Raw genomic sequence first — 24,062 nt, forward strand, 5'->3', positions numbered from 1 at the left:
GTGGCAGCGGCGCCAACTCGTCTGGCACGACCTGCGGCACCTGCAACGGCTTGGGCGAGATCCACTGCCGCGCCGGCCGCCAGGAGTCCCCTGTGCTGCCCCGCTCCGTGATCCGGAAGGAGGGCCACCGAGCCCACGCTCTGATCGCCTCCCCGTTCCTCGACGGGCACCTTCTCCTCAAGCCGGGAGCAAGGGCCGGCGCCCGAATCTCCGCCGACCATTACGAGGGCCTGCGCCAGGCCGCCACCGACGGTGAGTCGCTTACCGCCTGGGCGGTGCAGACCGCCGCCGACCTGTGGGACCTGGACTTGGGCGCCCGCCCCGCGCAGGACACCGTACTGGTACGCCAGCCGTCCCCGTACGGCTACTGCCGGGCCTCCTGGGAGATCAACCTCGGCTGCAACTTCGGCTGCAAGCACTGCTACCTCGCCGAGCGCCCGTTCTCCGGCCTCGGCTGGGAGGACAAGGTGCGACTGCTGGACATCATGCGCAAGGCCGGTGTCCTCTGGCTCCAGATCACCGGCGGTGAGCCCACCATGGACCCTCACTTCCAGGGCGCCTACCGGTACGCCTGGCAGGCCGGGATGATGCTCACCATCTCCACCAACGGCTCGCTGCTCTGGCGGCCGGACCTCCTCAAGCTCTTCCGCGACTGCCCGCCGTACCGGCTGGTGGTCAGCATGTACGGGGCGAGCGAGGAGTCCTTCGACACGCTCACCCAGCGCCGCGGGGCGTGGAAGGCGTTCCGGCGCGGCATGGACGCCGCCCGTGAGGCTGGCCTGCCGCTGCGCATCAACGTCGTGGTGACCGAGGACAACGCATCCGAAGCCGACGAGATGGCCGCCCTGGCCGACGAGTGGAACGTCGAGAACCACGCGTACACGAACATGACGCCCACGATCTACGGCGGCGGAGAACCGCTGCTCGCCCAGTCCGCCGACCACCTGCGGCAGCGCAAGCCGTTCGCCGGCTGCAACGCGGGACACACCTTCTTCCACGCCGACCCGCACGCCAAGGTCTCGATCTGCAAGGTCGGCCGCGACGACCAGATCGACCTCATGGCCGAAGGCATCGACGGCCTCACCCGGCTCGGTGCCATCGCCGACCGCCTCATGCTTCGCACCGGTGGGTGCGAGGGCTGCGCCCTGTCCGGCACCTGCCGGGTCTGCCGCCCCCTGGCCAAGCACTACCAGGAGGCAAAGGCGCCGCTGCACAGCTACTGCCAGCACGGAGACAAGGAGAACGCCTCATGACCCCGCCCGTACCGGTGACCATCCTCACCGGCCCGCCAGCCTCGGCCCGCCGCGCGGCCCCGCCCGTCGCGACCGCGTCGATCACCGCCGTCCAGGACCTCGACGTGATCGTGGAGAGCGCGGAGTGCTCCTGCGACGCCGGGGACGACAACCCCCACTGACCGACACGATCCGGTCAACTCCGTTCAGGCCCCGGCGTACTCGCGTCGGGGCCTGAGCCCTGCCCGTCCCACCGCTAGGGTGCCGCTCATGTTCTTCCGCTGGGACTGGCTCCGGCACCAACTGACCGCGCCGATCGTGCCCACTCTCGGTCCCATCCACCCCACCGCCCTGACCGTCAGCATGTTCGAGGACGTCCTGCGAGCGGCCGGCACCGGGGACTTCCTGCCCTATGACCAGGACCGGCGCTGGGGTGGCGAGAAGGACGAGAAAGTCCTCCGCGAGGACGTGGTCCACCAGCCCGAGCACCCCTCATCCCCACCCTGACCCGGCGCGGACGCGGCACTGTGAAGGTCTTCGCCTACGGGCTCCGCGACAGTGTCGTGGAGGAAGCCGCCGAGCTGGCCGCCAAGCTCGCCGCCAGGCACGACATGGTCAACGCCCGGGTCGTACGCCCCCTCGGTCCCGAGACCGCACACCCGCGCGGCACCCGCATCCAGCTGAAGGACTTCACCGCCGACCCCTACCCCGCCCCGGACGGCCCGGTCCGCCCCGTCACCACCTGGTCGGCCGCCGTGCAGGAGACCTTCGCGCCGTTTGCCGAGGCCATGGCGGGCGACGGCCTGGCCTTCCTCCGCACCCAGATGCAGGCCGACCGGTGCGGCCCGGTCCTCGCCGCCGCCATCGAAGACCGCATCGTGGGCGCGATCGGCCCCATGGAAGTACGCCCCGACGCGATCGGCTGCCCCCAGCTCATGCCCCAGTACTTCGCCGTCCTGCCCGAGGCCCGAGGCCAGGGCCTGGGGCGCATCCTGTGGCGGGCGGCGATGCACTGGGGCCAGTCCCACGGCGCTACCTACCAACTCCTCCAGACCGAGGTCGGCGGCCCCTCTGACCGGCTGTGCCAGGCCGAAGGATTGACCTCCCTCGGCTTCAGCCACACGACACGGGCGTAGCCGCCAGCGGAGACCGCCACAGTAGGCGGGCACCGCGTGCATTAATTGCCACGTTTGACGCGTCCTCGGATGGCGAGGGCGGCGAGACCGAGTAGGACCGGTTCGGTCAACCGGGACGTCATCTCGATGTAGTCACCGGCCGTGGTTAGGTCCTGACCGGGAGGGTCATCGACCCGCGCAGCCTCAACCGGATGCTGACGATCCTGTGCAGGAACGCGAACGTACGGCGCGTCAGGGTCCACGACCCGAGGCACACCTGCGCCTCGCTCCTGCTCTCACGAGGGGTGGACGCCCGCACGATCATGGAGACGCTCGGCCACAGCACCATCACCATGACGCTCGACACCTACGCGCACGTGATGGACACGACGCTGCGAGCGGCTGCGGAGCGCATGGACGACGCGCTGAATCTCGATGACCTTGACGGCGGGTCGGAGGAGGACGCGTCGGGCGACTGAGAGCGCCTCTCCGGGCGCGTTGATGTCACCCGCTGATGTCAGAGGCCCCCTGGACGATGTCCAGGGGGCCTCTGGCCTGCTGTGCACTCGGCAGGATTCGAACCTGCAACCTTCTGATCCGTAGTCAGATGCTCTATCCGTTAAGCTACGAGTGCTTGTGCTTCCTGGGCTTTTCTGCCCCGTCCGCGTTGCGAGAACAACATTACATGACCTGCGCCGGGACGCGAAATCCATTAGCCACACCTCGCCTGACCTGCGCGAACACCAGGAAGGCGCCCTGAACGCGCCCGGGAACGACCGAAGCCCCGGGCCAGTGGCTCGGGGCTTCGGTGGTGGGGCGGAGGCGGAGGGATTTGAACCCTCGATGGGGGGTAAACCCCAAACCGCATTAGCAGTGCGGCGCCATAGACCGGACTAGGCGACGCCTCCAGCACACCCCGCGCGAGCGCGGGTGGTGCGTGCAGATGATGACACAGCTGCACGCTGCGCCACCAATCGCGGCCTACGGTACTAGGCAGTCGGCCAAGAGGGCAAAGCGGTTCGGTTGCGCAACGCCGTGGCGTGCGGAGCGTTAGGCATGGCGAGGGCGCCGCCCTCCGCAGGTTCACCGGTCACAGGAGTCCGCATGATGCGCCGTCTCGCCCTCACCGCTGTCGCGTCCCTCGCCACGCTGACCGCGGCCGCGCCCGCCGCCACCGCCGCGGCCGGGCCCCTTCCGCTCCCCCTCTCGCTGCCCCTCCTCCAGAACGACGACGCGGGCACCCGGCTCACCGTGGTCGTCGCCGGGTCGGGCAACCCGGAGGCGGACGGGACGTACGAGCTGGAGTGCGGCCCGGCCAGGGGTAGCCACCCGGTCGCGGGGCAGGCCTGTGAGCGGCTGGGGCAGCTGGAGGGGGAGGGGGCGGACCCGTTCGCCCCGGTGCCCGGGGACGCGATGTGCACGATGCAGTACGGCGGGCCGGCCACCGCCCGGGTCACCGGGACCTGGCACGGGCGGGACGTCAACGCCTCGTTCAAGCGGACCAACGGATGCGAGATCGCGCGCTGGGAGGGGCTGCGACCGGTGCTGCCGAACGTGCGGTGAGCTGCCCCGAGCCCTGGTGTCGGGGCCTCCGCGGGGCGCGGCGAGGGTCGGAGTCGTACACCGTATGCACCAAACCTTGGTGAGAGCTCCCCCTCATCCGCAGCCTCGTGCCCCTCCCCTGCCTTTAGACTCCTTCAGTGACAGCCTGAGGCCCGAGGGGCAAGATGGGGCCGCTGTCGGGCAAGGTGCAGTAATCAGGGAGGAAGCGTCGTCGTGAGCAGCAGGCCATCTCGAGGCGCTGCTCGCCTCGCAGCCATACTCGACGCCCTTCCGGACGGGCTTCTGCTCGTCAACTGCAACGGTACGGTCGTCAACGCCAACACCATCGCCCTCGAAATGTTCGAGACCCCGGGCACCGCGCTCGTCGGTCGCGGACTGCTCGATCTGCTGCCGGAGTTCGACTCCAAGCTGATCCCGGGGTCGATGCGTCGGCCGGAGGCTGCGGACGAGCGGGGCCGTACGAAGCCCACGCGGATGACCGCGCGGCGTACCGACGGCAACGAGTACCCCGTCGAGGTGACGAGCGCCAGCCTGGAGGACGGGCAGGCGGCGTACAACGACGTCCAGGGCTCGTACGGCGGCTATACGGGTGACGAGCTGCTGATGCTCGTCGTGCGCGACCTCTCCGGCACCGTCGACACCGAGGCCGAACTCGCCCGCTCGCAGCGCCAGACCGAGATGATCCTGCGCGCCGCGGCCGAAGGCGTCGTCGGTACGGACACGGACGGCCGGGTCGTCCTGGTCAACCCCGCCGCCGCGCAGATCCTGGGCTTCCGCGCCAGCGACCTCGGCGGTCAGGAGCTGCATCCGCTGATCCTGCACTCGCGTGCGGAGGGCGAGCCGTTCCCGTACGAGGAGTCCCCGCTCGCCGACACCCTGAAGTCCGGGCGCAAGCACCGCGTGCGCGGGCAGGTTCTGTGGTCCAAGAGCGGGGAACAGGTGCCGGTCGACCTGACCACCGCCCCCGTCCGCGACGGCGACCAGCTCGTCGGCGCCGTCATGACGTTCACCGACCGCCGGCCGTACGAGGAGCTGGAGGCCCAGCGCAAGGCCGAGGTCGCCGAGCTGACCGCGAGCCACACCGCCGAGGTCACCGAACTCGCCGAACGGCACGCCGCCGAGATCGCCGCCCTGACCGAGGCGCACGCCGCCGAACTGGCCGACCGCACCGAGCGCTACGCCTCCGAGCTGGAGAAGCAGACCGAGCGGCTGACCGACCTCACCGCCCGGCACGCCCAGCTCACCGCCGTGCTCGGTGAGTCCCTGCGCGGCCCCCTGGAGGAGCTGCGCGGCGAACTGTCCACGCTCGCCGCCGACCCGGCCGGCCAGCTGTGGCCCGAGGCCAACCAGATCCTGCACCACCTCGCCGCGGGCTACGCGCGTATGACGACGCTCATCGACAACGTGCTGAGCTACCAGCGCCTCGACGGCGGCGCGGAAGCCCTCGTCAAGACCAGGGTGCTGCTCGACAGTGTCGTCACAGCCGGCGTCGACGCCTCGGTCGAGCTGATCGGGCCCGGCCGCGCCCAGTTCGCGGTGCACGCCCCGCCGATCGAGGCGGAGGTCGACGCCGGACGCCTGGTGACCGCCCTCGCCCACCTCGTCGCGGACGTCGCCGGCGTCGATTCGACCGGCAAGGCCCGGCTCATGCCCGGCGGCGGCTACGTCGACTCGACCATCGTGGTCGCCGCCGCCCAGCGCGGTGACGTCGTACGCATCGAAGTACGCGGTCCGTACACCGGAGGCGACCCGGTGCACGTGCCGATCGTCAGCGGCATCGTGCGCGCACACGGCGGTGTCCTCCAGACGCACGAGATGCCGGGCATGAGCGGCAGTGCGTACGTGCTTGAGGTGCCGATCGGGGCGGGTTCGGGGACTGTCGTGCCTCCCACCGTGGCGCCTGCTCCTGGGGCTGATGTGCCGCTTGCTGATGTGCCGCTTGCTGATGTGCCTGGGGCTGAGTCTGTGGCTGTTGCCGGGCCTGCGGCTGTTCCCGTTGCGGATGCCGGTCATGCGGGGCATGTGACCTCGGTGCCGGCTGCTCCGTCTGTGCCGGTGGCTCCGTCTGTGCCGGCTGCTCCGTCTGTGCCCTCGGCGCCCGAGGTTCCCGAGGCCGGGCCGGGGCGGCGCCGGGCGCGTCGTTCCTCCACCGATGCCTTCCTGGAGAGCCCCGTGGGCGGGTCCGACGGCACCGGCGAGCTCGAAGCCGCGCCCGGAGACACCGGCGCGGCCGAGCCGACCGGGCGCCGGCGTGCGCGCCGTGCCGCCCCGGCGCCCGAGGTGGCCCCGAACGAACTCATTCCCGCCCAGCAGGCCGAAGGCTCCGGCCGCCGACGCGGGCGGCCCAGCCCTGCGGAGACGGGGGCCCAGGCAGTCGCCCAGGCGCCGGGGCAGGCCCTCGCGCTGCCCTCGGCCGCCCCTGCCGCTTCGGCCGTCCCCTCGGAGGGGTCCGTGGTGACCGCCGCCGAGGGTGCGCAGGGTGCCGGTGGCCGGCCGCAGCGCGGGCAGACCGTGCCGCCGCAGGGCGTCCCGGCCGAGGCGCAGGTCCCGGTCGCGTCCGGCGGCCGCCGGGGTCATCGGGGGCGCCCGGGCGAGGAGAACCGGCTGGCGCTTCCCGCTGCCGTGGACGCCGTCGAGTCCACGGCCCCCGCCGCGTTCTCGAACCTGGACGACGCGGGCCACACGGCTCCCGGTGCGGTGGCCCCCGCGTCGGAGCCGCCCGCACCGGCGCCGCAGCCGACCGGCCGGAGGGCCCGCCGTGCGCTGGCCGTCGCCCAGGAGCGGGCCGCCGCTGCCGAGCAGGCCGGGCCGCGTGTCCCCTTCGCGTTGCCGCCCGCCGATGCGGACCGGGTGGTTCCGGCCGGTGGTGAGGTGGACGGTTCGCTGCCTGCGGGGCTCGGTGGTGTGGCTGCCGCGCCGCAGGGGGCTGGTGCGGTGTCCGGTGCGCCGGGGGGTGGAGCCGGTGCGCCCGAGGGTGGCGGCGCCGGTGCGTCCCAGGGTGGTGCCGGGGCGCTCGGTGGTATGGCCGGGGGGCTCGACGCCCTCTCCGGTGCGCCGGAGCACGCCCCCGTACCACCGCAGAACGCTCAGGCCCAGCCCGCCCCGCCGCAGAACGCTCAGGTCCCGCCCGAGGCGGCTCAGGCCCTTCCCGCCCCGACCGGCCGGCGCCGCGCCCGTCGCGGGGACAGCAGCCCGCAGGAGGGGCAGCCCGCGCCCTTCGCGCTGCCGGCGCACGCCGGTGCGCAGCCCGTGCTCGGAGCGCAGCCCGGTACGCCTGTCGTGGACGGCCCGATTCCGGGTGCCCCTGTCACGCCGGACGCGCCCCTCGCTCCCGCCGCGCAGGCGCCCGTACAGGCAGCCCAGCCCGCCCCCGCCCCGCACCCCGAACCCTTCGCGCCCCCCGCGCCGCCCGCCCAGCCCGGCGCCTGGGGCCAGGGCGACGCGTCCGGCCAGGGGCCCGTCGCACCTGCCGCACCGACCGCGCCCGCCGCACCCCCCACCCCCGAGCCTGAGCTCCCGGGCGCCGCCCCCGTCGCCCCCACCGCCCACGTCACCGGCACCGCAGCCGCCCCCGGCGAAGCCCCCGTCAACGACCCGGTCACCGACACGGGCGCCGTCCCCGAAGGGCTCCCCCACCTCGCGGCCCGCCCCCGCCCCCTGGCCCCCGCGCCCGACGCGCGGCGGCAGCCGTTGCCAGCCGAGGCGCCCATGCCGGGGTCGCCGGACTCGACGCAGGGGCGGGCGTTCAGCGTGCGTACGCTCGGGCAGGGCGTGCCGTTCGCGCAGCACATCGCCCACCAGCAGAACCAGACCCTGGGCGGCACCAGCAGCGTCGGCCGGCGGCGCAAGCTCGCCGCGCCGCCCGAGCCCGAGCCCGCGCACGAAGAGCGCGCCGCGCTCCCCGCCCCGCAGCCCACCGCCGTCCCCCAGCCCGCCCCCGGCACCACGGCCCAGGGGCAGGGGGCGGGGCAGTTGCTCGCCGCTCCGGCGGCCGAAGGGCGCGCGTACGCCATAGGGGCGCCCGACGAGGGCGCGGCCGAGGGCCCGGAGCCGTTGGACGGTCCCGGTGGCGCGGTCGAGGTCGCCAACCGCCCCTCCCCGCAGCCCGTTGACGACGAGCTGCCCCCCGAGCCGCTGGACAACCCGCGCCGGCTGCTCGTCTGGCCCGCGCCCGACGTCTCGACCCAGCAGGCGCTGAGCGACCGCGGTTACCGGCCGGTGATCGTGCACTCGCGCGAGGAGGTGGACGCGCAGATCGCCGCGTTCCCCGCCGCGCTCTTCGTAGACCCGTTGACCGGGCCGATCACCCGAAAGGCGTTGCAGTCCCTGCGCCAGGCGGCGGTGGCCGCGGAGGTGCCCGTCCTGGTGACGGCCGGTCTGGGGCAGGCCTCGCGGGAGGCGGCGTACGGCGCCGACCCCGCCGTACTGCTGAAGGCGCTCGCTCCGCGTGACAGCGAGCAGCACCCGCCGCGCGTCCTGCTGATCGAGGAGCACGAGGACATCGCGGTCGCGCTGACACAGACGCTGGAGCGGCGGGGCATGCAGGTGGCGTGCGCGGCGACGGACAGCGAGGCCGTGTCGCTGGCCACCCGTATGCGGCCGAACCTGGTGGTGATGGACCTGATGCAGGTACGCCGCCGCCGGGCCGGCATCGTCGACTGGCTGCGCGCCAACGGTCAGCTGAACCGCACCCCGCTGGTCGTCTACACCTCGGCCGGCATCGACCAGTCGGAGCTGCCGAAGCTCGCCTCCGGCGAGACCGTGCTGTTCCTGGCGGAGCGCTCGACGAGCGACGAGGTGCAGTCCCGCATCGTCGACCTGCTCGCGAAGATCGGCACGAACTGACCGCCGTACAACCGCGGTCCGACGGCCGCTCAGACGCATACGACGAGGGCGGTGCGGGAAGACCCCGTACCGCCCTCGTCGTATGTGCGGCTCGGTTCAGAGCTGCGTGATGTCCAGCTCGCCCTGCGCGTACTGCTTGCGGATGACCTTCTTGTCGAACTTTCCGACGCTCGTCTTCGGCACGGACGGGATGACCGACCACCGCTCCGGCAGCTGCCACTTCGCGATGCCCGACTCGGCGAGGAACGCCTTCAGGGCCTCGTAGTCGGCGGTGGCGCCCTCCTTGAGGACGACCGTGGCGAGCGGACGTTCGCCCCACTTGTCGTCCGGGACGGCCACGACGGCGGCCTCCGCGACGTCCGGGTGCGCCATCAGCGCGTTCTCCAGCTCGACGCTGGAGATCCATTCGCCACCGGACTTGATGACGTCCTTGGCGCGGTCGGTGAGCGTGAGGAAGCCGTCCTCGCTGATCACACCGACGTCGCCGGTCTTCAGCCAGCCGTCCTCGCTGAACTTGTCCTCGGGCCGCAGCGCCTCTCCGTCCGCGCCACCGTAGTACGCGCCCGCGATCCAGGACCCGCGCACCTCCAGCTCCCCGGCCGACTCGCCGTCCCACGGCAGGTGCTCGCCGCCCGGGCCGACCAGCCGCGCCTCCACGCCGGCCGGGAAGCGGCCCTGGGTGACGCGGTAGGGCCACTCCTGCTCCTCGGTCAGCCCGGCGGGCGGGTTGGCCATGGTGCCGAGCGGGGAGGTCTCCGTCATGCCCCAGGCGTGACAGAGGCGGACGCCGAGCTTGTCGTACGCCTCCATCAGGGAGGGCGGGCAGGCGGCGCCGCCGATCGTGACGTTGGCCATCGAGGTGAGGTCGCGCGGGTTGGCGGTGACCTCGGCGAGCAGGCCCTGCCAGATGGTGGGGACGGCCGCGGCGTGCGTCGGACGCTCGCGCTCGATCATGTCGGCGAGCGGGGCGGGCTGGAGGAAACGGTCCGGCATCAGCATGTTGACGCCGGACATGAACGTCGCGTGCGGCAGCCCCCACGCGTTGACGTGGAACTGGGGCACCACGACAAGGGTGGTGTCCTTGTCGGTCAGTCCCATCGACTCGCACATGTTGACCTGCATGGAGTGCAGGTAGATCGAACGGTGCGAGTAGACGACGCCCTTCGGGTCCCCCGTCGTGCCGGAGGTGTAGCACATGGCGGCGGCCTGGCGCTCGTCGAGCTCGGGCCAGTCGTAGCTGGTGGGGCGGCCGGCGATCAGCTCCTCGTACTCGTGCACCCGCACCGTCGCACCGTCCAGCGCGGAGCGGTCACCCGGACCGGACACGACCACGTGTTCGAGGGATGTCAGCTGGGGAAGGAGCGGCGCGAGGAGCGGCAGCAGGGAGCCGTTGACGATGACGACCTTGTCGTCCGCGTGCTTGACGACCCAGATCAGCTGCTCGGCGGGGAGGCGGAGGTTCAGCGTGTGGAGCACGGCGCCCATGGACGGGATGGCGAGGTACGCCTCCACGTGCTCGGCGTTGTTCCACATGAGCGTGGCGACGCGCTGATCAGCGTCGATGCCGAGTTCGTCGCGCAGGGCGTTGGCGAGCTGTGTGGCCCGCCGGCCGATCTCGGCGAAGCTGCGCCGGTGCGGCTCGGGCTCTCCGGTCCAGGTCGTGACCTGCGACTTCCCGTGAATGGTCATCCCGTGGTTCAGGATGCGGGTGACAGTCAGCGGTACGTCCTGCATGGTGCTGAGCACGGCGTCCTCCCGGTGGGCGCTACGCGGCAGTAGGGTTCCGCTGATTCTGCGCACATACCAAGTGGTATGTCACTACTCCCGAGGGTACGAATCGGTGTCGTCCGGCAATTTCACACCGCCCGGGGGCGGTGACGGACGACTCCCCTCCGCTTGTCGGGCACCTCAGCGGACCGAGGCCAGGACCGGGGCCGGGGTCGGCTCCGGGTCCTTCAGCGGACCGGGGCCAGCTCCGGGTCCTGGCGCAGTTTGCCGAGCGCCCGGGAGACGGCGCTCTTGACCGTGCCGACGGACACGCCGAGCACCTCGGCGGTCTGGGCCTCGCTCAGGTCCTCGTAGTAGCGCAGGACGACCATGGCCCGCTGGCGGGGCGGCAGCTTCAGCACCGCCCGCCACATCGCGTCGTGCAGCGACTGCTGCTCGGCGGGGTCGGGGCCGGGGGCCGTCTCCGGCTCGGGCAGCTCGTCGCAGGCGAACTCGTCGACCTTGCGCTTGCGCCACTGCGAGGTCCTGGTGTTCAGCAGGGCCCGGCGGACATAGCCGTCGAGCGCCCGGTGGTCCTCGATCCGGTCCCAGGCGACGTACGTCTTGGTGAGCGCGGTCTGCAGCAGGTCCTCGGCGTCGCTCGGGTTCGCGGTGAGCGAGCGGGCGGCCCGCAGCAGCACCGGGCCACGCGCCTTCACGAACGACGTGAACGAGGGGTACGGGACGTACGGCGCCGCCGACGACGCGCGCACACCGTACGAGGTGCGCGCCGACGCGGACGGACGCACCGGCGCGGACGTGCGCACCGGCGCGGACGTGCGCACCGGCGCGGACGTGCGCACCGGCGCGGACGTGCGCACCGGCGCGGACGTGCGCACCGCCGGTGCGAAAGTACGTGCCGCTGCCGACGTGCATGCCGGTGCGGCTCCCCTGGAGGTGCCCGTGCGGACTGGCGTGGTCATGGCTCCACGCTAGGAGCGGGGCCCGCTCCGGGGATCGCCCCCAGGTCCCGAAACCGCGTCCGCCTCAGGGTGTAGGTCCGGGCGCCCCTCCACCTCCTGTAGGTGGAGGGCCCACCCTGCGGGACTCCGGGTCGCCCCCGATACGTACGCCGCCGGACGCGTCCCTGTCAGCCCGCCCGGCCCAGCAGCAGACCCGAGGTCGGGACGCCCGTGCCGGCGGTGACCAGGGAGGTGGCCGCGCCCGGTACCTGGTTCACCGATGTGCCCCGGATCTGCCGGACCGCCTCCGCGATGCCGTTCATCCCGTGCAGGTACGCCTCCCCGAGCTGGCCCCCGTGGGTGTTCAGGGGCAGCGCGTCCGCCGCCACGAAATCCGCGGCTTCCCCCGGAGCGCAGAAGCCGAACTCCTCCAGCTGCATCAAAACGAACGGGGTGAAGTGGTCGTACAGGATCGCCACATCGACATCGGCGGGCGCCCGGCCCGAAGTGCGCCACAGCTGCCGGGCGACGACACCCATCTCCGGCAGGCCCGTCAGGTCGTCGCGGTAGAAGCTGGTCATCTGCTCCTGCGCCCGCCCCGCGCCCTGGGCCGCCGCGACGATCAGCGCGGGCGGTTGCCGCAGGTCACGGGCCCGTTCAGCGCTGGTGACGACGATCGCCTGACCGCCGTCCGTCTCCTGGCAGCAGTCCAGCAGCCGCAGCGGCTCCACGATCCAGCGGGAGGCGGCGTGGTCGGCGAGCGTGATCGGCTTGCCGTGGAAGTACGCCGCCGGATTGCGGGCGGCATGCCGCCGGTCGGTAACCGCGACATGGCCGAACGCCTCCGGCGTCAGCCCGTACGTGTGCAGGTAGCGCTGCGCCGCCATGGCCACCCAGGAGGCGGGCGTGAGCAGCCCGAAGGGCAGGTTCCAGCCGAGCGCCGCGCCTTCGGCGGTGGGCTCGCGCCGCTGCACGCCGGAGCCGAAGCGCCGCCCCGACCGCTCGTTGAACGCGCGGTAGCAGACGACGACGTCGGCGACCCCGCAGGCGACGGCGAGGGCCGCCTGCTGGACCGTCGCACAGGCCGCGCCGCCGCCGTAGTGGACGCGCGAGAAGAAGGACAGTTCGCCGATGCCGACGGCCTGGGCGACGGTGATCTCGGGGCTGGTGTCCATCGTGAAGGTGACCAGGCCGTCGACGTCGGCGGGGGTGAGGCCCGCGTCGTCGAGCGCCGCGTGCACCGCCTCGACGGCGAGTCTGAGTTCGCTGCGCCCGGAGTCCTTGGAGAACTCGGTGGCGCCGATCCCGGCCACCGCCGCCTTCCCGCCGAGCGAGTCGGCCATGCGCAGGCTCATGCGGAACCCTCCGGAACGGTGACGTCGGCGCTGACGCCGACGCTGACGGTCACCGTGCCGGTGACGTGTCGGCCGAGCCTGTTGGCACCGACGACGGACACCTCCACCGTCCCGTCCTCGCCAAGTGCGGTGACCGTGCCGCTCAGGACCATGGTGTCGCCGGGATAGTTGGGGGCGCCCAGCCTGATGGCGACGCGCCTGAGCACCGCCGAGGGTCCGAAGTAGTCGGTGACGTACCGCCCGACCAGGCCGTTGGTGGTCAGGATGTTCATGAAGACGTCCGGGGAGCCCTTCTCCCGTGCCGCATCCGCGTCGTGGTGCACGTCCTGGTAGTCGCGGGAGGCGACGGCGCCCGCCACGATCAGGGTCCGGGTCACCTCGATCTCCAACGGCGCCAGCTCCTCGCCGAGGTCCGGTATGCCGAACTTCGGTATGCCGAGCCTCGGTATGCCGAGCCTCGGTATGCCGAGCCCCGACCGTCCGCCAGGCTCCGGCCCGCCGAGCCCCGGTCGCCCGCCAGGCTCCGGCCCGCCAGGCTCCGGCCCGCCGAGCCCCGGTCCTCCGCCAGGTCTCGGTCCGCCGATTCCCGGTCCTCCGCCAGGCTCCGGCCCGCCGAGTTTCGGTCGCGTCATCCCTCCGGCTCCTCTTCCGTCAGCAGTGTGCCGAGTTCCTGGAGTACGCCACCGCCGCTGCCGAGGTAGGCGTCGAGCTGGCGCCCCCAAAGGAAGTGCCGGTGGACGGGGTGGTCGAGGTCCGCCCCCGTGCCGCCGTGCAGATGCTGGCCGGTGTGGACGACGCGCTTTCCCGCCTCGGACGCCCACCATGCGGCGGTCAGCGCCTGCGCCTCGTACGACAATCCCTCGTCGCGGCGCCATGCCGCCTCGTACGCCGTGACACGGATCGCCTCGGTGTCCATGTGCGCGTCGGCGGCGCGCAGCAGCACCGCCTGCTTGGTCGACAGGGGGCGCCCGAACTGCTGGCGCGCGCCGGTGTGTTCCACTGCGCGCGCCACCGAACCGGCGCACACGCCCGCCTGCACTCCGGCGAACGCCGTGCGCGCGCCGGCGAGCACGTCCTCGTACGCCCCCGCATCCCCGAGCCGTTCGGCGCGCGCCCCGCTCAGCTCCAGGCGGCCGGCCGACCACGGGGCCGTGGTCTCGACGGGCTCGGTGCGCACCCCGCGCTCCCCCGTCCGTACGAGCCACAGGGTCCGGTCCGAGGCGGCGACCAGGACGTGGGTTGCGTCCCTCAGCCACGGCACCAGCGGCACACCACCACTCACACGCGTCCCGGCCTCCACGTGTACGGCCCCGCAGGCGGGGAACGCACCCGTCGCCACCCCCGTCCCGTCGCGCAACGGCGGCAGCAGCCGCGCGCGCTGCTCGTCCGTGCCGTGACCGGCGACGGCCAGCAGCCCGTACACACAGCTCGCCGCGAACGGCACCTGCGCGGTCGTCCGGCCCTGCTCCTCCAGCATCAGGACCAGCCCGAGCAGCCCGGTCTCCTCGACCGCACCGGGCAGGCCGGCCGCGCACAACTCCTTCCACAGCTCCGCGTCCGAGCCGGTGCCGGCCGCGACCAGGCGGTCGTGCGTCGACAGGTCCGCGAAGATCCGGGCGGCCAGCCCCTGCGCCGCGCGCTGCTCCTCGCTGGCAGTGAAGTCCATGTCAGCCCTCACCGCCCGCGGAGGAGCGGAAGACGGGAAGCTGCGCTTCGGGACCGGTACGCAGGAACTCCAGCCGCACCGGCATGCCCACCCGCACCTTGTCGTACGGCACTCCGACCACGTTGCTGACCATCCGCACGCCCTCCGCGAGCTCGATGAGTGCCACCGCGTACGGGCCGCCCTCGCCGGACTCGCTGAAGGCGGGGAACGGGGGGTGGTGCATGACGACGTAGCTGAAGACCGTGCCCTCGCCCGATGCCTCGACCGTCTCCCACTCGGGCGATCCGCAGGTGTTGCAGCCGGGCAACCAGGGAAAGCGCAGGTCGGCGCATGCCCCGCAGCGCTGGATGAGCAGCCGGCCGGCCGCCACGCCTTCCCAGAAGCCGGCGTTGTCCCGGTTGACGACGGGATCGGGCCGCGCGGCGCGATTCGGCCTCTTCGCGTTCCCCTTCTCCTTCGCCGGGCGGTACTTCGGGCGGTACTTGAGGATGCGGAAGCGGTGCGTCCCGACCGGTGCGCCCTGGGCGCGGACGTCCATGCGCGTGGTGACGAAGTAGCCGGTGCCGAGTTTCGTCGTCTTGCGTGCGGATACGGTCTCGATCACCGCGTCGAAGGTGATCCGGTCCCCGGGCCGCAGGGGGCGCAGATACTCCTGCTCGCAGTCGGTCGCGACGACGGCCGTGTACCCGGCCCCGTCGAGCAGGGCGAACAGTTCGTCGTAGGGCCCGCTGCGATCCGTGTGCCCGGACAGGCCGCCCATGGTCCAGGCCTGGAGCATCGTCGGCGGAGCGATGGCGTCCGGTCCCGTGTAGGCGGGGTTGGTGTCGCCCATCGCCTCGCACCAGTGCCTGATCATCGGCTCGTTGACGAGGTCCTTGCCGGTGCCTGCGGTGGCGGCGGGCCGGCCCTCGTACGCCCGGAGCCGCCCGTACAGCTCGTCCGCGCCCTCGTTCACGTCCTCGTCCGCGCCCTCGTTCACGCCCTCGTTCACGTCCTCGTATGCACCCGCGTGTCCGGCCGTCACCGTTTGGCCCCCTTCATGCCGAGCCGCATCATGGCGACGATCTCCCGCTGCACCTCGCTCACCCCGCCCCCGAACGTGTTGATCTGGGCCGCCCGGTTCATCCGCTCCAGCTCGCCGTCGCCGAACGCGCCGGGGGAGCCGCCCCGGATCAGTCCGGCGTCGCCCGTCACCTCCTGGCACATCCGGTAGACCTCCACGGCGCTCTCGGTCCCGGCGAACTTCACGCCGCTCGCGTCGCCGGGTGCCAGTGCGCCCGCGCCCACGTCCCCCACCAGGCGCCAGTTGAGCAGGCGCGTCGCCGCCAGTCGCGCATAAGCCTCCGCCAGCCGGGAACGGACCCACGGCTCGTCGGCCGGGCGCCGGCCCGTCACCGGGTCGGGGGTGCGGGCGAAGGCGAGCGCCGCCTCGTAGAAGTCCTCGGCCTGCATGCCGATCGCAGCGAGCGCCACCCGTTCGTGGTTGAGCTGGTTGGTGATGAGCCCCCAGCCGGCGTTCTCCGCCCCGACGAGGGCGGTGGCGGGCACGCGTACGCCGTCGTAGTACGTGGCGGTGGTGGTCAGGCCGCCCACCGTTTCGATGGGTGTCCAGGAGAAGCCGGGCGCGTCCGTCGGCACGAGCAGGATCGAGATACCGCGGTGCTTGGGCGCGTCCGGGTCGGTGCGGCAGGCGAGCCAGATCCAGTCCGCCTGGTGCGCGTTGCTGGTGAAGATCTTCTGCCCGTCGATGACCCACTCCTCGCCGCGCCGGACCGCCCGGGTGCGCAGTGCGGCGAGGTCGGTGCCGGCCTCCGGTTCGCTGTAGCCGATGGCGAAGACCGTGTCGCCGCCGAGGATGCGGGGCAGGAAGTACTCCTTCTGCGCCTCCGTCCCGTACTTCATCAGAGTGGGGCCGACCGTGTTGAGCGTGACCATGGAGACGGGGGCGCCGGCCCGATAGGCCTCGTCGAAGAACACGAACTGCTCGTCCGCGCCCCGCCCCTGCCCTCCGTACGCGACGGGCCAGCCGAGCCCGAGCATCCCGTCGGCGCCGATCCGCCGCAGCAGCCTCCGCTGCTGGTCCGGGTCCCGGACGGTGTGGCCGGGCGCCGGCATCACCTCGCGGAAGTAGGCACGGAGTTCGGCGCGCAGGCGGTGCTGGCGCTCGGTCGGGGCCAGATGCACGTCGACGCCTCCCGGGAACGACAAGAACGGCACGAGGGCCGACGGGCCGGATACTCCGAGCCCGCCGCCACGCATTTCTGACTGTCCGTCAGATTCGATACCGCTGTCAAGGCACCCGACACCGCCGCCCGTGCACGCACGTCACACTTGCGCTCCCCGCCCCTGCACACACGTCACACTTGCGCTCCCCGCCCCTGCACGCCCTTCGCACGTGCGCCCCACACGCAGAACGGCCCGCACGGGCGCCGAAGTGGCGTACGCGCGGGCCGTCGACGCTCGTCCGGCGCGGTCCGGCCCCCCGACCGGGCCGCGCCGGGCTCCGCGCTCACCAGAGGTTGGTGAAGTTCACCGCCAGGTTGTGCGTGGACTGGTCGATGTCGGTGAACCCGGACCCGTTCACCTGCGCGGAGTTGCTCTGGTTCGACGCCCCGGACCCGGTGGCCTGCTGTTGCGAGGTGGACGAGTTGCCCGCGCTGTCCCTGCCGACCCCGCTGCCGCTGATCGTGGCCACGCCCGCGTTCGATCCGTTGCTCGCGAACGATCCGTTGTCCGCCTGGGCCACCCCGCCGAAGAGAACGGCGGCAAGAGGCAGCGCGGCGACAACGGCGAGGACACGAGCGGTACGGATGCTTGCCATGTCTGTTCCTCCAGGAACCGAAAGTAGGGCTGAGGCTGAACCGGGCCGGCGGCCGACCGCCCGGTGATGATCACGACGTCGCGAACCAAAGCTGCCCAGCGCCGTACCGGCGAACCGCCCACGCCACCCGATTCCCCCGCAAGCGTGAGGAAGGGAAATCAAACCTCCTGGAGGCGTACGAATCATCCCCTCGGACTCGGCCTCGCGGGGCCAGAGGGCGGCGCACAGAGGAGGACAGGGGCGGACCCGGCCGGATTCGAACCGGCGTCCTCGCAGTTTTGGAGACCGCGCGCGACGACCTCTGCGCTACGACTCCGCCCCCGCCCGCCACCCTAGGAGCACGCGCACACAGACGAACGCCCCCGACCGATGCACCTGGTGCACCTGGTCGAGGGCCGTCCTCATGCGGTGGGTGTGGGATTTGAACCCACGGTGACTCGCGCCACGACGGTTTTCAAGAGAGTGCTACGGGAAGCCTGGCGTACGTGGCTGACCTGGCCGTTCTGTACGGTCAGGGCCCCGCGCCATCGCTGGTGGTCCACACCTGGTCCATTCGGCCGGCTCAGCCCCCTGCTTGCCACTCGGGCCCGACACCTGACGTCTTGATCCGTAGGATCGGGCACAGCCTCGCGGGGTTCCGACGGCCTCCCTGACTGTTCGTTCATGATCGCAATCACGGCCCGCAGTGTGCCGTCGTTGCCGTCCCTAACCAGATGGTCAACCAGACCCACCCGGCGCAGAGTTCAAAACTCAGGGCGCAATGTCAGTACCGCGTTGGATGATGAACGCGTGACGGACACACCCTCGACTCCCGGACCCGCTCTACCTCCTAATGCGGACCACGCCTGGAAGGCGCTGGGCCTCGTCATAGATTGGATCAAGCACGCCGAAACCAAGGCGGCCGCCACCCTTACTGTTGCAGGTGTCACCGGCGGTGTTCTCTACAACCTCGTGAAGGACGTGAGCAGCCCTTCCCCTTGGTTGATCGCAAGTTCGATGCTCTGCGCGCTCTCAGTTGTGGCGGCCGGGGTGTGCGCCAGCCTCGTGCTGCGGCCTCGCCTGAACATGAAGGAAGAGCCAACGAGTCCCTTGTACTTCCACCACATCGCTCGCGGGCACACAGCCAGCAACAGCTACGCCACCTCGCTGGTCAACCTAACCCAGGACGCCGAGTCACTCGTTACCGAGATCGCCAAACAGGGGTGGGCTAACGCCAAAGTTGCCCACAAGAAGTACATGTGGGGCGGCGCGGCAATTTACCTACTCCTACTCGCGCTCGCCACTCTCTCCGTAACTGCCAGTCTCCGCGTCATCGACTAATTCTGGAGGACCGTTGGACAGCAATTACCGGGCCTACAACCACGTTGACAGCACCCGAAGGATCAAGGAGTACCTGACCGGAACAACTCAATCATTCGAAGAGGTAGGCACATTGCCCGACAGAGAGAAGCTCACTTTTTCAAACGGATTCTACGCCTACTGTTCAGCGATCTTCGTAGATATCCGAGATTCCTCGAAACTCCCCAATCACTACAAGCGCCCAAGGCTCGCCCGAATCTATCGAGCGTACCTCTCAGAACTAGTCGCCATCTTCAACGGAGACCCCAACGCTCGCGAGATCAACATCGCCGGGGATGCCGCATGGGCCGTGATCAACACCCCCTTCACCCGCGACATCGACTCCGTCTTTTCCCTCGGGTACACCGCGAACTCCATGGCGAAGGTCCTCAACCATGAAATGAAAAAGGCTTCCTATGAACATCCGATCAAGATCGGAATCGGAATGTCTTACGGGCGAGCCTTGATGATCAAAGCCGGATACAATGGAAGCAAAATCAACGACGTCGTCTACATGGGGGACGTTGTCAACGAAGCCGCAAAACTCGCGAACTACGGGAACAGCAATTGGAACGTTCCCACCTTGGTGACTTCAGAAGTCTTCCACAGCAACTTGAACGAGCATAATCAAGGACTTCTGAAGTACGACTACTCAAGAAGGTGCTATACGGGTGAAGTTATCAGTACCGAGATGCAGGAGTGGTTCGACGAGAACTGTACATAGGAGCTTCAGAAGGCACTTCCTACCCTGCGCTGACCATCATGTGTACGTGGCGACCGTGTACGCCGTCGGCCCGGTGAGTCCGGCATCAGAGCCGTCACTCATGTCCAGGATCTCGAAGCCGACGCGACCCGCGTACTGTTCGAGCTCGCGCGGGAAGAGGACGCGTCTGCGGATCTCGTCCTGGGCCTCGTCCCCTGAGGGGAGTGCCCAGTGCCGGTGCATGGTGCTGATCTGGGTCCGCAGGTCCCACTCGTGGCGGATCGTGACGGTCGCCGGGCCGCTCGGGGTGTCGACCGTGGCGGTCATCGGTTCCGTACTCGTGATGGGTGCGACGGGGGAGCACAGGATGAGCAGGCTGCCCCTGTGGGCGTGGGCCGCGAAGGTGGCGAAGACCTGGGTGATCTCGTTGTTGTCGTGGACGTAGGCGAGGCTGTTGCCCATGCAGGTCACCACGTCCATGTACCGCCGGAGTCGTGCGGTGCGCATGTCTCCGATCCGGATGTCCAGCTCCGGCCGGGCCTGGCGGGCGTAGTCGACCATGCCGGGCTGGAGGTCCAAGCCGATGCACTCGAAGCGCTCGGCCAGGATCTCCAGATCCCTTCCGGTGCCGCATCCGAAGTCGACCAGCGTCCGGGCGTCCGGCTGGTGCGTCTCGATCAGGGTCTGACACATCCCGGCACCGGTGCTGTCGGACTGGATCACGTCGTACAGGGCCGGGTCCCGGTAGAGGAGGTTCGTCGCTTCCACTGGTTCCGCTTCCGTGTCGTAGCCGGTCACATCAGGCTCCGCAGTCCGACCTCAAGCGCGAGGACATCGCACAGCAGATCGGGGACGGTCGGGGCGGCGTCGGCATCCTTGCGGGCCTGAGCGAGTGCCTTGCCGTCAACGTAGCCGAGATCGACCAGGACGGATTCCTTCAGCATGTCGTCCAGGATGGGCAGGCCGTAGGAGCGCAGCCCTTTCTCCAGGACGGCCAGGAAGTTCTCCGGTTCGGCCGGCGCCGCCACCGAGTCCGGCAGTCCCGCCCGCCTGATCCGCTCGCGGGACAGCGCCTTGCCTCGCTTGTACTCATGCGGCAGTTGCTCCATGAACCGGACGATCCGCGGGTGTACGAGGGGACTCACCGGCCAGACGCCAGCCCGCAGGAAGCCGGGATTGTGCATCCCGAACGCCATCAGGGTCGGCACCGGCAGGACGGGGATGGGCGCCAGGTGCTCGTTCACCTCGCCCAGGGCCCGAACCGCCTTCGGCCCGAGCCACGGAACGGCTTCCGGCGTCGGCAGTTCCGCATCCGTCCTGGAGTGGTGGGCGTTGACCTCGTCCCCTCCACTGCCGGTGAACATGACCTCGCACCGCTGGGCGGCTGCCTGGGCACGTACGACGTCGAAGGCTTCCTGGTAGAACGCCCCAGCCGGATCATGCGGCCGGCGCAGAGCGCGCACGCCACCGGGGCAGAACGGCGGGTGCTGCATGGCGGGAATGGCCACGTCTCGGAAGCCGCAGTGATCCGCGTACGCCTGACGGCGCTCACTCTGCTGCCTGCCGGTGCTTCCCCCGACCAGTAAGCCGAAGCTGTGTACCTGCGGAAAGCGCGCCGCTTTGACGGCCAGGGCGACGTTCCCGGAGTCTGCGCCGCCAGACAGTTCGACGCCCACGCACCCCGTAGCGCTCGGCGCTTCGCTGATCACGTCGGTCAGCAACTCGTCGAGCATGGCGAGTGGATCGACACCGGGCCGCAGCGTGCGCGGCTCCAGGACGTGTTCGGCGGGCTCCGGGTAGTAGATGCCGAGTCCGGCAGCGGTGAACGTGGCCGACGCCCGTTCAGTGAGGCGGTAGACACCCTTGAACAACGTCTCGGACGTGTAGCGATGCTGCCTGGTCAGCGTCCGCGCCACGACACGCGGCACCAGGCGGTCAGTCGACAGATGAGGCGCCAGTGCTGCCACGTCCCATGACGCGTGCAGCTCGCCGGCCTTCTCCAGCAGGTACAGCGGGGCCGTGCCGAAGACACCCGCCGTGAGTCGGGCTTCCCCGGCCGTCATGACGACCTCGACGAAGTCGGCGTCGCCCCGCTTGCACTCCTTCACCCTCATCCGCACACATGGCGCCTGGTCGTCGCGGACCTCCATGACCAGCGTGGACACGTTCGCAGGCTCGATCCAGCTTTCGCCGTTGACCCAGCGACCTCCTTCCGGCCTCCATCGGGGCTCCTGGAGATCGGCCAGGCGCAGACGCATCGACAGCATGTCGTCCCTTTCCGAAGTCATGCGGCGGGGCGGGGCCGCGAACGACCCCGCCCCACCTGGCGTCAGCCCTGGATCACTTGGAGCAGTGGTCGCCGTTGTTGTCGCCACCGCCGGGCATCTTGTCGAGCAGCGTGGCCTCGACAGCCGGGACGCCGGTGATCAGGTCGCCGGTGAACAGCTCGTCCACGTTCATCGCGTTCTCCTCTTACGGTTGAAACGGACCCCGCAGCTGATGCTGCGGAGTTGATCCCGTCCGGCTGCCGGCCCTTACGAAGAAGGCGGCCGGACGGGCACCCACCACTTCCGGCGGTGGGCCCTCCCTCGCCACACGTGGGGTTGGATGTGGCAGGGAGAAGTCAGGTGGGGGTGGAGGCGGCGGCCACGCCCAGGACGAAGCCGACCGATGCGGAGATGGTGATGATCAGCAGCGCTCCGACGTAGCGGCAGACGACTGCGGCTAACCGCCTCACAGCCGCTCGCCGCGGCTGTGCTCGTTCGCCCTGCGCACGGCGGCGCTCATCTCGGCCGCGGCGTCCTGAGGCTCGGGACGGCTGTGCTGCGGGCACTCACACGGCGGGAACAGGTTCGAGCCCGGCGGCGGGTCCGCGCCCTCGTAGGTGTCGATCCTCAGCACCCCGTCCACGCCCCGCTCTTCGGTCAACTGGGCCAGTCGGGCCCGCGCTTCGCTTTTCATCCCTCAGCCCCTCAGACGATGGCTGCGGCGAGGTCTCGCCGTTCCCTGCTGCCTCTACGCAACCGCGTGGCCACGCACAGCGGTACCGTTGCAGCAGCGCCGGGACTTGAAAGCCTTGAAAGTTCGCAAGGGCACGGGGAGTTGAGGGCATGGCCACGCGTGAACCGAACGGGGCGCTCGGGCGCCTGCTCGCCGAGAGCCGCTGGACTTATCGCCAGTTCGCGCGGGCGGTGAACCGCGTGGGCACCGAGATGGGCACGCCCCTGCGATACGACGAGTCGGCAGTGAGCCACTGGCTGGGTGGCACCGTGCCTCGCGGAGCCGTGCGGGTGTGCGTCCTGGAAGCCCTCTCACGGCGTCTGGGGCGGCCCGTAACGCACACTGAGGCCGGTCTGCCCGTTCCCCGCGATCACTCCCCGACAGCCGCGGATACCGTGGAGGGGCTGATCGACCTCGGGAGGCAGGACATGGACCCATCGCGCCGCAGTGTCCTGGGGGCCGGCCTGTTCTCCGTCGCACTCACGATTCCCGGGTGGCCGGATGTCATCGGCCGTGCCGAAGCGGTCCAGTCCGGCCGCGCCCGCCGGATCGGCATGAACGAAGTGGACATGGTCATCGCCATGACCGAGCGCGTCTCAGAACTGGACGACCAGTTCGGCGGTCGCCACGCACGCCCCATGGCCGCCTCGTTCATGGTGAACACCGTGGCGTCCTACCTGCGCGCCGACGCCCCCGACGACGTGCGGAAAGCGATGTTGTCCGCGGCTTCGGACCTGCTGTACCTGACGGGCTACATGGCCGTGGACGAGGGGCTGCACGGCCTCGCGCAGCGCTACTACGTCAAGGCGCTGGAGCTCGCGGGCGCTGCCGAGGACCACCTGACCTACTGCACCACGCTGCGCGGCATGAGCGTCCAGGCGATCGACCTTCGCCACGGGGGAAAGGCCATGGAACTGGCCGACGCGGCGGCAGCCGCCTCCCCGAAGGCCGGGCCTCGCATGCTGGCGTTCCTTGCCGGCCAGCAAGCACACGCCGCCGCGCAGACCGGCGACCGGACTCGGGCGCTGCGGTACATCCGGGAGGCCGAGACCGCCATGGACCGTGCCGAGTCGCGCGGCAAGGCGTTCGGCTCGTACGACCCGGCGTCACTCAACTACCACATCAGCCAGGTTCGTTACGAACTCGGCGACGTCTCCGGCGCCATCGAAGCCATGCAGCAGTCCGACAAGGTGCGCTACAGCGTCTATCGCCGTGCCCGTGTCCGACACCGCGCCATGCTGGCCGAACGGCAACTGGAGTTCGGCCACCTGGAAGCGGCCTGCGACACCTGGCACCAGGCGCTCGACGACTACCCCATGGTGCAGTCCGGCCGAGCCGACGACCGGATGAGAAACATGTTCGGCCTTCTCCGGCCGCATCTGAAGAACACCACTGCGCGGGACCTCTACGACCGCGCACGAACGATCGCGCCGCCTTCTCTGGTCAGCTGACCCGTGCCGTTGGCGACCTCAGCCACAGAAAGTCAGCCACGACGGCGGGCGCGCCGACCGAGCACCCGCCACGTGTGCCTCCAGCAACCACCCACCGGCCCCAGCCACGCTTCCCGGTGCGTCACGGCCAGCGGCCACGTTGCGGCCTGAGCGCTGCCGTCGGCCTCGCCTGACGAACGGGCGGGAGGCCGGCTGCCCGGGTCACGGCTGGTTGAACGGCAATCCGCGGTGACCGGTGCGGACTTGGCATGCATCCCGCTCTTGCTGGCCGTGCTCGCCGTGGGGCGGCTGTCGGGGTTCTTCA

Annotated in this window: 20 protein-coding genes, 3 tRNA genes and 1 pseudogene; 10 read left to right on the forward strand and 14 right to left on the reverse strand. The window is 70.7% G+C overall.

Translation table 11 applies throughout. From position 1 onward, the window contains the following. The first annotated feature begins 110 nt into the window (after positions 1-110). The 4 genes and pseudogenes from E6P78_RS04150 (at position 111) to E6P78_RS04165 (ending at position 2,826) form a co-directional block, all read left to right on the forward strand. Positions 111-1,253, forward strand: coding sequence for a radical SAM protein (locus tag E6P78_RS04150; protein WP_136202296.1), 1,143 nt, complete (start codon positions 111-113; stop codon positions 1,251-1,253). Further along, positions 1,250-1,414 (forward strand): hypothetical protein, encoded by a 165-nt coding sequence (locus E6P78_RS32660; protein WP_168712558.1) that lies wholly within the window; start codon positions 1,250-1,252, stop codon positions 1,412-1,414. Before E6P78_RS04150 ends, E6P78_RS32660 begins: the two co-directional genes overlap by 4 nt. Before the next feature lie 88 nt (positions 1,415-1,502). Further along, positions 1,503-2,368: pseudogene (locus E6P78_RS04155) on the forward strand (GNAT family N-acetyltransferase). A gap of 191 nt (positions 2,369-2,559) precedes the next feature. Then, the gene (locus E6P78_RS04165; protein ID WP_240799042.1) at positions 2,560-2,826 is read left to right on the forward strand and encodes a tyrosine-type recombinase/integrase; all 267 of its coding nucleotides are present in this window, start codon (positions 2,560-2,562) and stop codon (positions 2,824-2,826) included. 82 nt (positions 2,827-2,908) lie between these two features. On the opposite strand, the gene E6P78_RS04170 is transcribed toward E6P78_RS04165, so the two are convergent. Next, positions 2,909-2,981, reverse strand: a tRNA-Arg gene (locus E6P78_RS04170). Between the two features lie 183 nt (positions 2,982-3,164). After that, a tRNA-Ser gene (locus tag E6P78_RS04175) sits at positions 3,165-3,255 on the reverse strand. 196 nt (positions 3,256-3,451) lie between these two features. On the opposite strand from E6P78_RS04175, the gene E6P78_RS04180 reads away from it, so the two are divergent. Both E6P78_RS04180 and E6P78_RS04185 read left to right on the forward strand, forming a co-directional pair. Beyond that, on the forward strand, positions 3,452-3,910 hold the full coding sequence (locus E6P78_RS04180; RefSeq protein ID WP_136202122.1) for an SSI family serine proteinase inhibitor: 459 nt from the start codon (positions 3,452-3,454) through the stop codon (positions 3,908-3,910). Between the two features lie 213 nt (positions 3,911-4,123). Next, on the forward strand, positions 4,124-8,755 hold the full coding sequence (locus E6P78_RS04185) for a PAS domain-containing protein (protein WP_136202123.1): 4,632 nt from the start codon (positions 4,124-4,126) through the stop codon (positions 8,753-8,755). Positions 8,756-8,851: 96 nt separating this feature from the next. Here E6P78_RS04185 and E6P78_RS04190 read toward each other — a convergent pair whose 3' ends face one another. Both E6P78_RS04190 and E6P78_RS04195 read right to left on the reverse strand, forming a co-directional pair. Beyond that, positions 8,852-10,501, reverse strand: coding sequence for a long-chain fatty acid--CoA ligase (locus E6P78_RS04190; protein ID WP_136202124.1), 1,650 nt, complete (start codon positions 10,499-10,501; stop codon positions 8,852-8,854). 209 nt (positions 10,502-10,710) lie between these two features. Beyond that, positions 10,711-11,271 carry a SigE family RNA polymerase sigma factor gene (locus E6P78_RS04195; RefSeq protein ID WP_240799068.1) on the reverse strand — a complete coding sequence of 187 codons (561 nt, stop codon included), beginning with the start codon at positions 11,269-11,271 and terminating at the stop codon, positions 10,711-10,713. Between E6P78_RS04195 and E6P78_RS33205 the strand changes: the two genes are divergently transcribed. Beyond that, complete coding sequence (locus tag E6P78_RS33205; protein WP_240799076.1) at positions 11,189-11,458, forward strand: hypothetical protein; 270 nt, start codon at positions 11,189-11,191, stop codon at positions 11,456-11,458. The two genes, E6P78_RS04195 and E6P78_RS33205, sit on opposite strands and share 83 nt — an antisense overlap. 154 nt (positions 11,459-11,612) lie before the next feature. Here E6P78_RS33205 and E6P78_RS04200 read toward each other — a convergent pair whose 3' ends face one another. From E6P78_RS04200 to E6P78_RS04230, 7 genes are all read right to left on the reverse strand, one after another. Beyond that, positions 11,613-12,779 (reverse strand): lipid-transfer protein, encoded by a 1,167-nt coding sequence (locus E6P78_RS04200; protein WP_136202125.1) that lies wholly within the window; start codon positions 12,777-12,779, stop codon positions 11,613-11,615. Then, complete coding sequence (locus E6P78_RS04205; RefSeq protein ID WP_276607203.1) at positions 12,776-13,168, reverse strand: MaoC family dehydratase; 393 nt, start codon at positions 13,166-13,168, stop codon at positions 12,776-12,778. Before E6P78_RS04205 ends, E6P78_RS04200 begins: the two co-directional genes overlap by 4 nt. A gap of 239 nt (positions 13,169-13,407) precedes the next feature. Continuing rightward, complete coding sequence (locus tag E6P78_RS04210; protein ID WP_136202126.1) at positions 13,408-14,445, reverse strand: acyl-CoA dehydrogenase family protein; 1,038 nt, start codon at positions 14,443-14,445, stop codon at positions 13,408-13,410. A gap of 1 nt (position 14,446) precedes the next feature. After that, positions 14,447-15,424 (reverse strand): bifunctional MaoC family dehydratase N-terminal/OB-fold nucleic acid binding domain-containing protein, encoded by a 978-nt coding sequence (locus E6P78_RS04215; protein ID WP_240799070.1) that lies wholly within the window; start codon positions 15,422-15,424, stop codon positions 14,447-14,449. 41 nt (positions 15,425-15,465) lie between these two features. Further along, positions 15,466-16,629 carry an acyl-CoA dehydrogenase family protein gene (locus tag E6P78_RS04220; protein WP_136202127.1) on the reverse strand — a complete coding sequence of 388 codons (1,164 nt, stop codon included), beginning with the start codon at positions 16,627-16,629 and terminating at the stop codon, positions 15,466-15,468. A gap of 325 nt (positions 16,630-16,954) precedes the next feature. Further along, positions 16,955-17,266 (reverse strand): hypothetical protein, encoded by a 312-nt coding sequence (locus E6P78_RS04225; protein WP_136202128.1) that lies wholly within the window; start codon positions 17,264-17,266, stop codon positions 16,955-16,957. A gap of 241 nt (positions 17,267-17,507) precedes the next feature. Then, positions 17,508-17,582, reverse strand: a tRNA-Trp gene (locus E6P78_RS04230). A gap of 473 nt (positions 17,583-18,055) precedes the next feature. Between E6P78_RS04230 and E6P78_RS04235 the strand changes: the two genes are divergently transcribed. Together E6P78_RS04235 and E6P78_RS04240 are read left to right on the forward strand one after the other, a co-directional pair. Then, positions 18,056-18,586 carry a Pycsar system effector family protein gene (locus E6P78_RS04235; RefSeq protein ID WP_136202129.1) on the forward strand — a complete coding sequence of 177 codons (531 nt, stop codon included), beginning with the start codon at positions 18,056-18,058 and terminating at the stop codon, positions 18,584-18,586. Positions 18,587-18,599: 13 nt separating this feature from the next. Next, positions 18,600-19,328 (forward strand): adenylate/guanylate cyclase domain-containing protein, encoded by a 729-nt coding sequence (locus E6P78_RS04240; protein WP_136202130.1) that lies wholly within the window; start codon positions 18,600-18,602, stop codon positions 19,326-19,328. Positions 19,329-19,364: 36 nt separating this feature from the next. Here the strand turns inward: E6P78_RS04240 and E6P78_RS04245 are convergent, their stop codons facing one another. The 3 genes from E6P78_RS04245 to E6P78_RS04255 all read right to left on the reverse strand — a co-directional run bounded on the left by E6P78_RS04245 (position 19,365) and on the right by E6P78_RS04255 (position 22,268). Beyond that, positions 19,365-20,105, reverse strand: coding sequence for a class I SAM-dependent methyltransferase (locus E6P78_RS04245; RefSeq protein WP_240799043.1), 741 nt, complete (start codon positions 20,103-20,105; stop codon positions 19,365-19,367). Then, on the reverse strand, positions 20,102-21,457 hold the full coding sequence (locus tag E6P78_RS04250) for an asparagine synthase-related protein (RefSeq protein ID WP_240799044.1): 1,356 nt from the start codon (positions 21,455-21,457) through the stop codon (positions 20,102-20,104). Before E6P78_RS04250 ends, E6P78_RS04245 begins: the two co-directional genes overlap by 4 nt. A 583-nt stretch (positions 21,458-22,040) precedes the next feature. Continuing rightward, positions 22,041-22,268 carry a hypothetical protein gene (locus tag E6P78_RS04255; protein WP_079181489.1) on the reverse strand — a complete coding sequence of 76 codons (228 nt, stop codon included), beginning with the start codon at positions 22,266-22,268 and terminating at the stop codon, positions 22,041-22,043. Between the two features lie 149 nt (positions 22,269-22,417). On the opposite strand from E6P78_RS04255, the gene E6P78_RS04260 reads away from it, so the two are divergent. Continuing rightward, positions 22,418-23,758 carry a tetratricopeptide repeat protein gene (locus E6P78_RS04260; protein ID WP_240799045.1) on the forward strand — a complete coding sequence of 447 codons (1,341 nt, stop codon included), beginning with the start codon at positions 22,418-22,420 and terminating at the stop codon, positions 23,756-23,758. The last annotated feature ends 304 nt before the right edge of the window (positions 23,759-24,062 follow it).

The sequence above is a fragment of the Streptomyces sp. A0958 genome (assembly GCF_004795035.1).
GTDB lineage: Bacteria > Actinomycetota > Actinomycetes > Streptomycetales > Streptomycetaceae > Streptomyces.

Excerpts from the sequence above, each read along its gene's own strand:
- E6P78_RS04200 (WP_136202125.1), bottom strand. The coding sequence starts at position 12,779 with ATGAGCCTGCGCATGGCCGACTCGCTCGGCGGGAAGGCGGCGGTGGCC.
- E6P78_RS32660 (WP_168712558.1), top strand. The coding sequence starts at position 1,250 with ATGACCCCGCCCGTACCGGTGACCATCCTCACCGGCCCGCCAGCCTCG.
- E6P78_RS04225 (WP_136202128.1), bottom strand. The coding sequence starts at position 17,266 with ATGGCAAGCATCCGTACCGCTCGTGTCCTCGCCGTTGTCGCCGCGCTG.
- E6P78_RS04260 (WP_240799045.1), top strand. The coding sequence starts at position 22,418 with ATGGCCACGCGTGAACCGAACGGGGCGCTCGGGCGCCTGCTCGCCGAG.
- E6P78_RS04250 (WP_240799044.1), bottom strand. The coding sequence starts at position 21,457 with ATGGAGGTCCGCGACGACCAGGCGCCATGTGTGCGGATGAGGGTGAAG.
- E6P78_RS04210 (WP_136202126.1), bottom strand. The coding sequence starts at position 14,445 with ATGGACTTCACTGCCAGCGAGGAGCAGCGCGCGGCGCAGGGGCTGGCC.
- E6P78_RS04165 (WP_240799042.1), top strand. The coding sequence starts at position 2,560 with ATGCTGACGATCCTGTGCAGGAACGCGAACGTACGGCGCGTCAGGGTC.
- E6P78_RS04180 (WP_136202122.1), top strand. The coding sequence starts at position 3,452 with ATGATGCGCCGTCTCGCCCTCACCGCTGTCGCGTCCCTCGCCACGCTG.
- E6P78_RS04255 (WP_079181489.1), bottom strand. The coding sequence starts at position 22,268 with ATGAAAAGCGAAGCGCGGGCCCGACTGGCCCAGTTGACCGAAGAGCGG.